Annotated in this window: 13 protein-coding genes; 8 read left to right on the forward strand and 5 right to left on the reverse strand. The window is 47.6% G+C overall.

All coding sequences use genetic code 11. The features are described 5' to 3' along the window. Positions 1 to 106: 106 nt before the first annotated feature. Complete coding sequence (locus AC15IQ_RS13490) at positions 107 to 415, reverse strand: ferritin family protein (RefSeq protein WP_483179725.1); 309 nt, start codon at positions 413 to 415, stop codon at positions 107 to 109. Positions 416 to 723: 308 nt separating this feature from the next. Beyond that, positions 724 to 1,086 (reverse strand): TSUP family transporter, encoded by a 363-nt coding sequence (locus tag AC15IQ_RS13495; RefSeq protein ID WP_483179726.1) that lies wholly within the window; start codon positions 1,084 to 1,086, stop codon positions 724 to 726. A gap of 442 nt (positions 1,087 to 1,528) precedes the next feature. Between AC15IQ_RS13495 and AC15IQ_RS13500 the strand changes: the two genes are divergently transcribed. Together AC15IQ_RS13500 and AC15IQ_RS13505 are read left to right on the forward strand one after the other, a co-directional pair. Beyond that, positions 1,529 to 3,130, forward strand: a complete 1,602-nt coding sequence (locus AC15IQ_RS13500) for an ABC1 kinase family protein (RefSeq protein WP_483179728.1) — start codon at positions 1,529 to 1,531, stop codon at positions 3,128 to 3,130. A 578-nt stretch (positions 3,131 to 3,708) separates the two neighbouring features. After that, the gene (locus AC15IQ_RS13505) at positions 3,709 to 4,176 is read left to right on the forward strand and encodes a hypothetical protein (protein WP_483179729.1); all 468 of its coding nucleotides are present in this window, start codon (positions 3,709 to 3,711) and stop codon (positions 4,174 to 4,176) included. Positions 4,177 to 4,223: 47 nt separating this feature from the next. On the opposite strand, the gene AC15IQ_RS13510 is transcribed toward AC15IQ_RS13505, so the two are convergent. Further along, complete coding sequence (locus tag AC15IQ_RS13510) at positions 4,224 to 4,817, reverse strand: TetR/AcrR family transcriptional regulator (RefSeq protein WP_483179731.1); 594 nt, start codon at positions 4,815 to 4,817, stop codon at positions 4,224 to 4,226. 80 nt (positions 4,818 to 4,897) lie between these two features. After that, positions 4,898 to 6,412, reverse strand: coding sequence for a DEAD/DEAH box helicase (locus AC15IQ_RS13515; protein ID WP_483179733.1), 1,515 nt, complete (start codon positions 6,410 to 6,412; stop codon positions 4,898 to 4,900). Positions 6,413 to 6,828: 416 nt separating this feature from the next. Between AC15IQ_RS13515 and AC15IQ_RS13520 the strand changes: the two genes are divergently transcribed. Genes AC15IQ_RS13520 through AC15IQ_RS13540 form a run of 5 tightly spaced genes read left to right on the forward strand, consistent with a single transcriptional unit; the run spans position 6,829 to position 11,939 of the window. Then, positions 6,829 to 8,319, forward strand: a complete 1,491-nt coding sequence (locus AC15IQ_RS13520; protein WP_483179736.1) for an ABC transporter substrate-binding protein — start codon at positions 6,829 to 6,831, stop codon at positions 8,317 to 8,319. A gap of 33 nt (positions 8,320 to 8,352) precedes the next feature. Beyond that, the gene (locus AC15IQ_RS13525) at positions 8,353 to 9,309 is read left to right on the forward strand and encodes an ABC transporter permease (RefSeq protein ID WP_483179737.1); all 957 of its coding nucleotides are present in this window, start codon (positions 8,353 to 8,355) and stop codon (positions 9,307 to 9,309) included. Positions 9,310 to 9,313: 4 nt separating this feature from the next. Then, positions 9,314 to 10,150 carry an ABC transporter permease gene (locus AC15IQ_RS13530; protein WP_483179738.1) on the forward strand — a complete coding sequence of 279 codons (837 nt, stop codon included), beginning with the start codon at positions 9,314 to 9,316 and terminating at the stop codon, positions 10,148 to 10,150. A gap of 6 nt (positions 10,151 to 10,156) precedes the next feature. Beyond that, complete coding sequence (locus AC15IQ_RS13535; protein WP_483179740.1) at positions 10,157 to 11,116, forward strand: ABC transporter ATP-binding protein; 960 nt, start codon at positions 10,157 to 10,159, stop codon at positions 11,114 to 11,116. A 16-nt stretch (positions 11,117 to 11,132) separates the two neighbouring features. Next, positions 11,133 to 11,939 carry an ABC transporter ATP-binding protein gene (locus AC15IQ_RS13540; RefSeq protein WP_483179741.1) on the forward strand — a complete coding sequence of 269 codons (807 nt, stop codon included), beginning with the start codon at positions 11,133 to 11,135 and terminating at the stop codon, positions 11,937 to 11,939. 40 nt (positions 11,940 to 11,979) lie between these two features. Here the strand turns inward: AC15IQ_RS13540 and AC15IQ_RS13545 are convergent, their stop codons facing one another. Then, positions 11,980 to 12,318: a DUF6954 family protein gene (locus tag AC15IQ_RS13545; RefSeq protein ID WP_483179742.1), complete on the reverse strand. Its 339-nt coding sequence runs from the start codon at positions 12,316 to 12,318 to the stop codon at positions 11,980 to 11,982. Between the two features lie 231 nt (positions 12,319 to 12,549). Here AC15IQ_RS13545 and AC15IQ_RS13550 point away from each other — a divergent pair, with 231 nt between their 5' ends. Further along, positions 12,550 to 13,848: a hypothetical protein gene (locus AC15IQ_RS13550; RefSeq protein ID WP_483179744.1), complete on the forward strand. Its 1,299-nt coding sequence runs from the start codon at positions 12,550 to 12,552 to the stop codon at positions 13,846 to 13,848. Positions 13,849 to 13,998 lie beyond the last annotated feature (150 nt).

Consider the following 13,998-nt stretch of genomic DNA (forward strand, 5'->3'; position numbering starts at 1 on the left):
CCGCAAATATCAATTCATTGATTAATCAAAACAGGGCTGCCCCTTACGAGACAGCCCTTTATCATTAGATTCACGCCACTGAAAACAGGTTAAGCTTTGAAAAGAATTACCTTTGTTTCAGTTTCTCGATCTCTTCTTCAACTTCTTCAAACCCTTCTTTATAAAAGGACTCTTCATCTGGATCGAGTTCATACAATAGCCTGAGAAACTCCCCGGCATGTACTCGTTCCTCATCGGCGATGTCTTTCAATACGGCTATAGCAAGTTCATTGTCAGTCGACTCAGCCAATTGCATATAGATCTGAATAGCCTCATATTCCGCAGCTATCATGAAACGTATGGCCCTGATCAACTCTGCCTCAGTCAGTTTTCGGTCTTTGGCCAGACCGGAAAAAGAATTGCCAAAATCCGGCATTAAGATCCCTCCTTATAATCAAATCTTCTATTTGTGCGGCATACAACTGCCAGGAACAAACCTATTTCTATTATACCCATTCGAGCAGTCAGTTTCCAAAGCAGTGGAAGGCAACATATGACCTAACTAGAGCCTAAGGTTTAAATAGCGTAAGACCATAGTGATAAAAAGCCCCCTATCCCTGAATGACTTCCCCATCATACAGTATAAGCAAATATGTCGGTTTCAGGACGAATAGGCTTAAAATAATCTAATTATCTAGAATAATAAAACTAAATAAATGCTTAGGCATTCTGGTTCAGGGATATTCACCGGGAAAAAAACATCTTAATGGACACCATTAAAAGTGCCAGGGCAAAAACCTTTTGCAAAGTTGCGTTAGGCAAGCCTACAGCGATTTTTCCTCCTACCAGGCCTCCAACAAAAAATCCCAGGGCTATTAAACCGGCAATTCTCAGGTCGACCAGTCCCCGCTCATAATATGACCAGGCCGCTAACAGGCCAACCGGGAGCACCATCATGGCCAGGGTAGTGCCTTGGGCTTGTTGTTGCGTCATACTAAAAATGAAAACCAGGGCTGGCACTATGATGATTCCGCCGCCTATTCCGATAAGGCCGCTCAAGATTCCTGCTAATAGGCCTAGCAATATATAGGGCAGGAGGTCTGTCATGTTTATCACTCCCAATGCTATCAATGGTAGACTCAACAACTCGAGGCGGGATGCTGCAGATAACCGGCGAATCGGCGTCTATACACATTAAGTATTATACTTTACACCGAGATGTATCGTATACTGCAATTATTTTGTCCCACAGGAGTGGATTAGCAAACCAGAAAGTTTCAATCGGTTTGACAATGCCGAAATTTAGCACCTAAAATTGATATAATTCTTCTAAAGGCTGCCCCCTTGGTGCAAGTGAGGCTTCCCCATCAGCAGACCGTGGATCCTTGATTGTACAGCACTTTTGCATCTTTGGGACAGCCGAACAACGGTTTTATCAGTAAGTTTTTTTTGCCGGGTATGGCTTCGGGAAAGGACATTTAAAATGGGAAAAGGCACCTTACACCATTTAAAACACTTCAGGCGCTACCGTAATATACTCAGGGTACTGATGAAGAACAATTTAGGCTCGTTGATCAAGCGCGCCGGCCTGGATTTGCTGTTATCCCGCCGCCACCGTCAGGAGGTCACCATTACCGGCCCAGAATCTGATTATGCTATGGCTGAAGGCCTTTGCCGGGCCCTCACCGAGCTGGGTCCTACTTTTATCAAGCTCGGTCAGATTTTCAGCACCCGCACAGATATGTTCGCACCAGCCTTCATTGAGAATTTGGAAAAAATGCAGGATAAAGTAGAACCGTTTTCATATCAGGAAGTCCTCCAGCAGTTGATAACAGAGATTGGGCACCCTGACGAGATTTTTGCTGAGTTTGACCCTGATCCCCTGGCTGCCGCGTCTATCGGGCAGGTACACAAGGGACGACTGAAGAGTGGGGAACAGGTGATTATCAAGATTCAGAGGCCAGATATTGAGCAGTTGATCGAAGACGATCTGGAAATACTGGCTGAATTGGCCGCGCTTTCTGAGTGGAGGTCGGAGGAGGCCAGGCGCTTCGGGGTTGTGGAAATACTGCAGGAATATGGGAGAATATTGATGCGGGAGATCGACTATGACCGGGAGGCTCGCAATACCGAGAGGATGTATCAGAACTTCCGCAACGACCCCAGAGTAGTCATACCAAGAGTCTACTGGCAGTACACCACCCGCAAAATCCTTACCCAGGACTATATCGAAGGGGTCAAGATAAGCGATCTGGAAGAGATTAAAACCCGTGGATGGGACAGAGCCAAGATATCGCGGCTGGGAACGGAAGCTTTCTTGACCCAGATAATGCTGCATGGGCTGTTTCAGGCCGACCCCCATCCGGGCAATATACTGGTCATTGATGAGGAGCATATCTCTTTCATTGATTTCGGGCAAGTCAGCGCCTTAAGCCCCAGCAGGGTCGACCACCTGTGTCGGTTTATCCTGGCAGTGCAGCGCACTGACCTGGATATGGCCGTCGCAGCTCTCGAAGAAATAAAAATACTTACCCATGAGGTAGACATGGACGCTTTCCAGGAAGATCTGGCAGATTTGATGGAACTGATGACTGCCTCCAGCATTGGCAGTCTGGATATGAAGCGCATTCGCAAGGACTTGCTGGCATTCGCTTACCGGTACCAGATGCGTATTCCCAATTACCTTACGTCTCTGATGAAAGCCTTGATCACTGTGGAAGGAGTCGGCAAAAAATTGGACCCCCATTTCAATTTTGTTGAAGTTGCCGGGCCTATAACTAACAAGGCTATGCAAAGCCGGTTGAGCAGTGAGCATTTCATGGCCACCTTGCGCCGCTGGTACTACCGGGATTGGCGTCCACTGCGCTCCCTTCCCGCTAACATCAATCAAATGCTCATCGACACCAATCAAGGCCGACTGCATATGAACAATCAAATCGTATTCAGTCCCAGTGCTAAACGGACCATGGTTACCCTGGCAAACCGCATCAGTACAAGTCTTATCATTGCCGGAGGACTGGTTGGGTCTTCCCTTATCATACAATCCGGCCAGGGCGACTTTTCCGCCAGCCATACCCTGATCGGCACTATCGGTTTTTCCATTTCTCTTTTGGCAGTGGTGGTATTCATCATATCTTTTTTTAGATCATAGAGGTTTTTGATGTATTGGTAATATCAAGTCTCCACCAGACCCAACGCATATCACTCAGGCATGGAGTAATACTCTATGCGGGGAAGTATCTATCCCTGGGCCATCTTTGAAGAGAATATTGTTTAGACTAGCGGTATCTGCTCAAAGGGACGGTTCTTGAAGTGCGTAAAGACACAATTCGAGCAACCGTCTCTTGCTTACTTCATATCCATTTTGAACGTATAAGTCAGCCCTGTTTTATTCCAGGGTTACGTAATGGTAGGGGAACGGAGTGGATTTAATATGTGGGATTTACAATACCAGCAACAAGATGCGGCTATAGACTGGTATCAGCAACACGCAAGAGTATCAAAACAACGGATATTGGCAGTGTGGCTGAGAGATAATATAAAAAATGCGATGTTTTTTGAATCAAATGCCAGCAACCACTGGTTCTGAGAGAACTAAGCGAGACGACAGTTGCGCATAGCGCTCGCCTGACCGCCGCAGATTCTCGATCGAGAGGCATTGTCGCACTATCAACTTTAAGCCAGTTTGGGGCTTACTACCAGTTACTACAGTGGAAAGTTGGTTGTCCAGTGAAAATCAACCGCTCGCCAGCAGTGGCTTTGTTATGGTCGGTATGCATTCCTGGTTTTGGGCAGCTTTATAACCGGGACTACATAATTGGTCTGCTTTTGGTCGTCTTGGAAATAGCCATAAACGTTAAGGCCAGTCTAAATCTGGCTATATTGTATTCCTTTCGTGGAGAAATTTCGCTGGCTGCTCAGGTGGCTGACCATCAATGGCTGCTTTTCTATCCTTGTGTTTATGCCTATTCGATGTGGCAAGCTTATCATCAGGCGCAGATACTGAATCTGGAAACACAGAATGATAATTACACAGTCAGCCCACACAGCGGGCCGCTGATAGGAGCAGCCATGGGGGGGACACTGGGTATCATTTATTTAATTGTATTAGGGCCGATATTTGGAGGCATCCTGGGGATGTTACTGGGGACAGGGCTGGGTTGGGTGATTGAACAGTTGCTGGCAAGGAGCCGATAACACGTTCGGCTATATTAAAATGGACCAGCTCCAGCCTAAAGGCAGGGCTAGGGCCTTCTGATATCCAGGCCCAGAGTGCGCTCTATCATTTCATAAAGAGCCTGCAGGCATCTGGACTGCTCCTGCTGATTGCGCACAAAAAGATCAGAATCAAGCATAAACTGACTTGCGGCCAATAGGAATTGGCTGGTTTCCAAAGGCTGCGCAACCTGTAATATGCCCTCCGCCTGTCCCTCAGCAATCACTTCTGCCAATATGGGGGCAAGGCGGTTTATGGTTTCAACATTGATGCGTTCCTGAAGCTGGCGATTGTCGGGCAGGGATATACTGCCCGCAAAATTCCCCTGCTCCTGGTCGGGTCTGACCAGTATCTGCCACACCTTGGGCATAATCGCAACATCTCCCCGGATGGCGATATTCCGGCATTGCTGGCACCGCTTTGCTACCACCCGTTCTACCATGGCATCTAGAATGTCTTCCTTGGCTTTGAAATAATAATAAAAACTGCCCTTGGCAATACCAACCTCCTGCATAATGTTCTCGACCGAGGTGTTAGCGTAACCCTGAGATTTAAAGAGCTTTATTGCAGTGGTCATAATCTGTTTGCGCCTCAGGTTAGATGGTTTAACTTGATTTTTCACTATTTGTAACCCTCACCACAGCCCGACGATCAGCCTGGGTTAACTGACTGTCTGATATTCTGGTCAAAAAATTAACTGGCTTAATTATTGCCGCCCCTGCCGAAAAAACGATTCAACAGTCGTTTGAGCATTGGTACTTTCTGATCCTGCTGTAGGGCAGACGTTTCGTGAGCAGGCTGCACGGCTGCAGTTTCTACGCGCACAACTGTATCAATAACCGGTTGGGGAGTACCAGGTTCGGGTCTTTTTCTCTTGGGACGCTCGGTCTTGGTATTATTAGTGAAGTTTGGGGCCTCGCTGTTAGCGCTAACCGGAGCGGGCTTGCGTTTACGGCGGTGGCGTGGTGGCCTATTCTTGTTTGCAGTGGAGCGATTTGAAGATGGCACACTTTCCTCAGAAGCGGAACGCGGCTGCCTGATTTTTTGCTGATTAGCCTGTTTCCACTTCTCAGCCTCAGCTCGTTGTTCCCGCAGATCTCCATCTGAGGGCAGTTCCGCTTCGGGAATCATTACCCCGATGTGTTCTTCGATCTCATACAAGGTCATGATATCTTCCCCGGTTACCAGGGAGATGGCTTTACCGGAGTGTCCCGCCCGGCCGGTGCGACCGATGCGGTGCACATAACTGTCTTTCTCATTGGGCACATCATAGTTTATCACCAGGCTGAGCTCATCCACATGGATTCCGCGGGCTGCCACATCGGTGGCTACTAACAAAGGAAAGCCACCGCGCTTAAAGTTGTCTATAGTCTTCATCCGGCGGGTCTGAGGTATATCCCCATGCAGGGCCATCGAGGCGTAGCCTTTCCTGGCCAAAAACTTCTGTACTTGATCGACCTTGGCCCGGGTATTACAGAATATCATGCAGCTGTCAGGGCGTTCCATCAGCAGGATGCGGTTCAACTGAGTGTTTTTCTCGTTGTAATTGACCCGGTAATATACCTGTTCAGTGGTTTCCACCGTGCTGATGGGTGATTCGATCTCTATGGCAACCGGGTTTCTCATAAAATCGCGACAGATTCTGCCGACCTCAGGAGGTATAGTGGCGGAGAACAACAGGGTCACTCGCTCCCGGGGCACGGTTTTGATTATTCTTACCACCTGGTCCAAAAATCCCATGTCCAGCATGCGGTCGGCCTCATCCAAAACCAAAAAGCGGATATGTTTTGTGACTAAATTCCCTTGGCGGATATGGTCATATACCCGGCCCGGTGTACCGGTCACAATCGAGACCCCTTTGTTTAAAGCTTCAATTTCAGTGTTCATGTTGTGCTGCCCGTAGACCGCGGTGGTCTTATGCTTAACATACTTGGACATAAGTTTGATATCGCGATCAACTTGAACAGCCAGTTCACGGGTAGGGGTTAGGATAAGCCCTTGGGGCTGCTCAACCGCGGGTTCGGTCAACTGCAGCATGGTTACGCCAAAAACAGCCGTTTTGCCGCTGCCAGTCTTGGCTTTCACAATCAAATCTTCTTTGTTTAGAGCGTGGGGGATAGCCTGGCTCTGTATTTCGGTGGGCTCTTCAAAACCCATGGCTTCAAGCGCTTTTAGAAGGGGAGGGGAGATACCCAAATCCACAAAACTAGTTTTCATGCTCGATACTTCTTTCATTTTGGTGTTTTGAACAGGATTATTTCCTTGTCCGAAGAATAAAAACAGCATAGGATACAATTAGTAGCCGCTTTGGGCAATAATTGACATAGCGGGGTGTTTATAATAATTCTGGCAAATCACATAAAACCAGCACTTTATCTATATTGCCATACGACTGACCGTCAGTCAACATCCCCGGTTCGAGCCGGTTTGTACTGGGGAGCAGGAACGCTGTCATTATGATGGGTAAGGCATCGAAGGAGGCGACTACTGAGGAAAAAACACCGATTCCTGTCTAAATTATGTTTTCTTATGTGAGTTGGGCTATAATCATTGCATGGGACTGATAATTACAGCGAGATTGTCAGTAATCAGAAGGAGAATCATGGTATAACTGATCGAAAGGGGTAGAGGACTTGAGAAAGAGAATCGCTTTCTTGTTGATTGTGGTGCTAATGCTGGGTAACCTGACAGGTTGCACCAAGACTGAACCGGTTCAAGATGTTTTAAGAGTGGCTTATTCCACTGATCCACAAGGTCTTGACCCGCAAAAAACTGCAGCGGTGGCTACGTTTAATATTACTGGCAGTATTTATGACACACTGTTGGCCATAACCCCTGATTGGAAAATTGAAAACCGTCTAGCTGAAGACTATACCATTTCTCCGGACGGTATGGAAATAACCTTCAACCTGAAAAAAGGCGTAAAATTCCACAATGGCAGGGAAATGAAAGCTGAGGACGTCAAGTATAGTTTCGACCGTTTGAAGGGCGAGGGCAGTCCCAAGGCCGGAGACTACAAGAACATTACCAAGATCGAAGTAACCGGCGACTACAGCGTGAAATTCACCACCGCTAATCTGGATGTAGAACTGGTCAAGGCCTTTACCTATCCTTGGACAGCTATTGTCCCGGCTGAGGCGGCTGATACCTTGCAGACCAATCCGATAGGCACCGGGGCTTATAAATTCGTAGAGTGGATACCCCAGCAACAGGTGATTCTGACTAGAAACGATGACTACTTCGGAGAAAAAGCCAAGATCAAAGACCTGGGCTTCGTGCTCATCCCTGATGCTACTTCTCAGTTTGCCGCCCTGCAGGTTGGAGACATCCATATTACTGAAATAACCGGTAATCAGGTCAAGAGCCTGGAGCAGAGCGCCAACCTCAAGGTGTATACCGAGCCTATGAACGCAGTTCAGATTCTGGCATTGAATAACAATAATAAGGCATTATCCGACATCCGGGTGAGACAGGCCATTGCCAAGGCCATCAATAAGGATGCCTTGATTGAAACCGTGGTGTGGGGATACGGCGATAAGGTCGGAGCCCATCTGCCGATTAATTACCCGGATTATGTTGATACTAACAATGTAATGCCCTACGATCCCGAGGGGGCCAAAAACCTGCTGGCTGAAGCCGGTTACGCCAATGGCTTAAAATTGGAACTGATCCTGCCCAAGAGCTATCAGATACATGTTGATGCAGGACAGATCATAGCCGACCAACTGAGCAAGATAGGCATCACCACCGATATCAAAATCATCGAATGGGGGCAGTGGCTGGCTGATGTCTACAATGGTAAGCAATATGAAATGACCGTAGTGGCTCTGTCCGGACGTCTAGATTCTTACTACTTCTTGAAGCGTTATCATTCCCAGAGTAAGGATTTCATTAGCATTCCTACTGGTGATATCGACCAACTTCTGGAACAGTCGGTAAAAGAAAGGGATGCTGCCAAGAGGCAGGAAATCTTCAAACAGATCCAGCAGACCCTGGCGGAAAAGGTTCCGGTGGTGTATATCCAAACCCCTCATAAGACCTTTGGGCTGGCTAAAAATGTCGAGGGTTTCAGGATTTACCCCATAGACATTTACGAGTATAAGAATGTATACTTCGCTAAGTAATCAATCGGAATCTTAAGCTGCGAGGCAGAGCCGATGTTCGGATACATTTACAAAAGAACCTCCCATGCAATCGAAGTGCTGCTTATCGTGTCCATAATTACTTTTGCGGTGCTGCAGTGGATACCCGGGGACGCAGCTCAGCTTATACTGGGTGCTGAGGCCACCCCCGAGAAGGTAGCCGCCCTGCGCACCGCTATGGGGCTGGACCGGCCCTGGTATATTCAATACTGGGATTGGCTCAAGGGACTATTCCAACTTGATCTGGGCCGGTCATATCTATTCGGACAGGAAGTAGTAACACTGATTCAACAGAGACTGCCGGTGACTATGTCGCTGGCAGCTTTTTCCATGATTCTGGCTTCCGTTACGGCAATAATCCTAGGTTCAATGGCTGCCATTAAAAAGAACACCACAGTCGATTATATCTCTACCAGCCTGATGCAGTTGGGCTCGTCGGTTCCGGCCTTCTGGCTGGGCATGTTGTTCATAGTCTACTTTGGCCTGGAATTGAAATGGTTTCCGGTGGCCGGATATGTATCCCCAGACCACGGGCTGGGACCTTATTTACACAGTATCGCGTTGCCCAGCATCGTCCTCGCTATTGGAGAAGTTGGTATGCTGTTAAGAACGGTCAGGACTTCTATGCTGGATTCGCTGAGCCAGGACTTTATGGATATGGCCAAGGCTAAAGGTCTGGCCAGTTCAACCATGTATTTAAAATATGCACTGCGCAGTGCCATGATAGCCCCCATCAATGTAATGGGGCTGCAGTTTGCCAAGATGGTCGGCGGCACTGTGGTCGTGGAATCTGTTTTCGGCCTGCCAGGGGTGGGCCGATTGGTTTTGGTAGCGGTAGAGCAGAGGGATATATTTCTTTTTCAGGGATTGGTTATGTTCATAACCATGCTGGTCATTCTGATTTCGCTCTTGGTTGACATCGCGGTGATGTTTATCAACCCGCGTATCAGGATAGAAATGCAAGGCGAGTGATACTATGGCGGCTAACAGAAGGAGAATTCAAGAGCGATTCCAACTTATTGGGGGATCAGTGTTGACCGCCCTGGTGGTCTTACTCTGTCTTTTGTCCTTCGTGTGGGTCCCGCATGATCCGAATGCCATGCAGCTATCTATGAGGTTCATTGGACCCGGCGAGAATCCTCAATTTATATTGGGAACCGATTATTTCGGCCGGGACATATTGAGCCGCATTATATATGGTTCCCGCAGCATATTGCTGGTCTGTGTGCTGGCAGTGACGGCCGGCTCGGTTATCGGATCTCTTTTAGGGGCGATCGCCGGTATAGTCAAGAAGGGTCCCATATCAGGATTGATAATGCGTTCTATCGATGGTCTGATGGCTTTTCCCGGCATTCTATTGGCGATGATGATGGTGGCTGCGGTAGGTAAAGGCAGGGAGGGTGCCATTGTGGCAATCAGCGTCTTCATGATCCCCCCGTTTGCCAGGCTGGTCTATTCACTGATTTTGGACAGTGAGAATTCGCTTTTCATTAAGGCTGCCCGCAGCTATAACATCAGCAAGACACGTTTGTTGCGCAAGCATTATCTGCCCCTGCTCTTGCCCCGGCTGATAACCTTGTTTACTGCTTGTATCGGCTCAGCCATCATGATCGAAACCTCGCTGTCATTCCTGGGCCTGGGGATACAACCTCCTAATGCCAGTTGGGGACTTATGCTGAATGAGGCCAGGCAGCATTTCCTGCAGTTTCCTTATTTGGCCATGGCACCAGGCATCGCCATCGCGCTTTCGGTTCTGGGTTTCAACCTTTTAGGGGACGGGCTCAATGATGCCTTGAGCAGAAGGAGGTCCTGATATTCCATGTCCGCAGAAAAGGCCATCGATATTAAGAATCTTACCATCACAACTCAGGGGGGGCGCACCCTGGTGGATAACATCTCCCTGCATCTGAACAAAGGAGAAATTCTGGGGGTGGTGGGCGAATCGGGCAGCGGCAAAACCCTAACCGCGAAGACTATAATGAATCTGCTGCCGGAAAACCTGGTGTGCAAGGCCCAAAGTTTCTGCGTTCTGGGTGCTGATTATCTTACTATGGAAAAAAAGGCAAAAAAGGCCCTGGTAGGGTCCAAAGTTGGCTATGTGCCACAGAATACCGGCTCTTATCTGCACCCTATGATAAAAATCAAGGATCAGATCGCTGACGGTTACTTGCTATACACCAAAAACAACCTGGAGGAAGCCTTGCAAAGGGCCAGGCGTTTGGTAAGCGCGGTCGGCATCCGCGATACCGAGAGGCTTTTGAAATCATACCCCTGGCAGCTCAGCGGAGGCATGCGCCAGCGGGTAAACATCGCCATGTCACTGATGAACAAGCCCCGCCTTATTGTGGCCGATGAGCCCACCACCGCTTTAGACAGCACCGTACAGATGCAGGTGGTGGATTTATTAAAAGCGGTCAACGCCCAGCATGAGACCCCGGTTTTAATGATTTCCCACGATCTGGGCCTGGTCAAATATTACTGCCAGCGCATCGTAGTTATGTATGCCGGGCAGATAATGGAAGAGGCTCCGGTAGATGAGGTTTTCGCCAATCCTAAGCACCCTTATACCCGAGCACTAATAAAAGTGATACCCTCGCTGAATATGAAAAAAGGGGAACGACTAGCAGAGATACCTGGGCAGATCACAGCCAAGCGCAGTGCCGGCCCGGGCTGTGTTTTTAAAGAAAGATGCAGCTATTGCCAATCGGCCTGCGAACGTGATATTGAAGTGAAAAAGGTTAATGATAAACATTTTTACCGTTGCGCACTAGACTTATGAAAGTGAGAGAACGTCCATGGCTATTGAAACCCGCCATCACCTTCTGTACGGGGAGGACATAAGCAAGCAGTTCGTGGTGGAACGATGGCCTTTGATCGGCAAACCGAGAAAGCAATTCACTGCCTTAGAGAAGGTGTCGTTCTATATCGATGAGGCTGAGACCGTAGGTCTGGTAGGTGAATCAGGCAGCGGCAAGAGCACTCTGGGAGAGATCCTGGGAGGATTGCGTCTCTGCTCCGGAGGGTCGGTGTATTATAAGGGTTTAAATATCAGGGAAATGAACCCTACACAGTTTCAGGCTTTTCGTCGCAATGTGCAATTTATCTTTCAGGATCCCAAAGGTTCGATGCATCCCCATTTTAAAATCCGGGAAGTCATCGGCGAACCTCTGAAAACCCTGCGCCTCTGCTGTGACAGTAATGCAATGTCCCGGTTGGTAGAAGCAATGATCGCTCAGGTGGGTCTGGAGACGGATACCGCCGACAAATATCCCGGGCAGCTGAGTGGGGGCCAGTGCCAGCGGGTGGCCATCGCCCGTGCTCTGGTGGTTAATCCTCAGATAATAATATGTGACGAAGCGGTCTCTGCCCTGGATGTATCGGTACAAGCCCAGATTCTCAATCTGCTCAAGGATGTGCAGAAACAGCACCGTATCGCTTATATCTTCATTTCCCATGACATCGGGGTGGTCAACTATATGGCAGACCGCATAGTGGTCATGAATCGCGGCAAGATAGTAGAAACCGGCACAGCTCAACAGGTATTCATGAATCCGGTCGACCCCTATACTCAAAAATTGGTGGCCAGCTCATTCGCCAGTTAAAAGTAATAGCCGTATTCCGCTCGGGAATAGTCTCGGGCGTTTATTTTTTTCTGCGCCATTTGCTGATGGCGTAGGAACTGAAACATGCTGCAGTCACTATCAACAGGGCATAAATGATATTTAGATATTGGCTTTCATTGACCATGTATAGCATCAAAATAATTACACCGGGCAATCCCAAAATTATGCCCCACCAACCTGAATAGCGCGGCTGCCAGTAGCCCCACACTATACCCAGCACAGCATAAACCATCAAGATAATAAGAATTGTTACTAAACGTTCACCTAATGTACCATCAGCAAAAACCGACACAAAAACCCCGAATATTCCAATCATTACCCCTGTTGCCAGGGCCAGCCACAGGCTTAGGTTCTTCATTGTCCTCCCTCTATTCACACCTATTTTATAGAATAATATTAACATAGTAGACAAATGGGCATTAAGGACATTTATGAATTATCCCGCTGTTAAAGGACGCATTCAAGAGAAATAACGTTGTCATTAAGGGAAATTAGTCCTAATTTGAATAGTATAACAAAACTATGTACCAGATAGTCCTAATATGGTAAAATATTTTCAGCAAATTCGGATGCAGAGGAGGTTGAAGTGATGCCGGATGATATCGCTGCCTTCAATGAAGCAGAGATCAAAGCCAATAATGAAGAGGTAACCCCCCTGTATGATCAGGGCCCATCTGATCTGCTCCAGGTGGTGAGCCCGGACTTCGATCAGTTAAGGGCTAATGTAGAAGCCCTTACCATAGTATCAGAATTGCGCCGTCAAATAATCGGAGGCATCAGTGAAGATGATGTTAAACAGTGTATTAACACCATTCAACATCATTATCAGGGTGCTGAAAAAACCCTATTAGACAAGATAGAGGCACTCGAATCAAATAAACGCAAGCTTATCCGTGAACTCGAATTGCTCAGACAGGAATCTGATAGGGAAAAAGCGGTGCTTCAAGACCAACTCGATAAAGCCATGATGGACCTCAGTAAATACAAGAGCCGCTGTGATGAGGCGGAAGCAGAGTATTTGGCCATTGACGATAAATATGCGGCGGAAATCGAACGGTTGGATAGTGACAGAAACCACTTAAAGGTTCGATGCAGCGAATTGAGCCGGCAGGTGGAAGAGTTAGAAGAACACAGCAAACAACTCGCTGAAGAAAAGCTGGATTTAGAAAACAAGCACCGCACCCAGAAGTTTCGTATTGCGGTCCTGGAGCAAGAGATTAGCCTTTCAAAGAGCGAACTGGACGAACGCATTAAACAGTGTGAGGAATTAAAGCAACACAACAGCGAACTGGTACAGTCCCTGGAGGATTATGAAGGCAGAGCCGACAAGGAGATAAGAGCCAAGCGGATTGAACTGGCCAATAGTCTGGAAATGCGGGAAATGCTCGAGGCCAGGGTTGAAGACCTGCAGGAACAATTAGCGCTCAGTAAAAAAAGAGCAGACGAACTGTATCAAGCCTATCAGGAAATGGAACGCAAGGTTCAGCTTTTGGAAAGGCAGAATGCTGAACATACCAAACCGATAAGTTATAAGGTGGAAATTGAGGCCATATACAACCAACTCAACTCCCTGAATGAACAATTGATCGCAAATGAAACCCTGCAACGGGAACTGGATATCGAAAGAAAGCGGGCAGATGAAGCCGAACAAGATCTGGCTGAACTGGTCGAATGCGTGGCCGAATTAAAAAACCGGCTTTATGCTGATCAGATTCAACTAGAGGGATATTTCATGCATCTTGAAGAGAAACAAAAAGAAGTGCAAAACGATGTTGACGAATTCCGTTCCAATCTAAAGAAATTCTGCGGTGACACCGGAGAAGAAATAAACGGTTTGTATGAGACGGTTAAAACCCGCTATGATCTTTTGAAGAAAGCCAGCAGTTAGCAGCGTGGACCTGGTAAACCAAGCTAAGATGCCAATTGGGATGAATGGCAATAAGTTTATATTATATAAAAGTTGAATACCTAAAAAGTATGATAAGGCCTTTCGCTGGAGGGGCCTTTTCCATTTTTCGAAAAGTCCAATAAACAGACT

The sequence above is a fragment of the Syntrophomonas sp. DTU019 genome (genome assembly GCA_913757435.1).
In the GTDB taxonomy this organism is placed as follows: Bacteria; Bacillota; Syntrophomonadia; order Syntrophomonadales; family Syntrophomonadaceae; genus DTU019.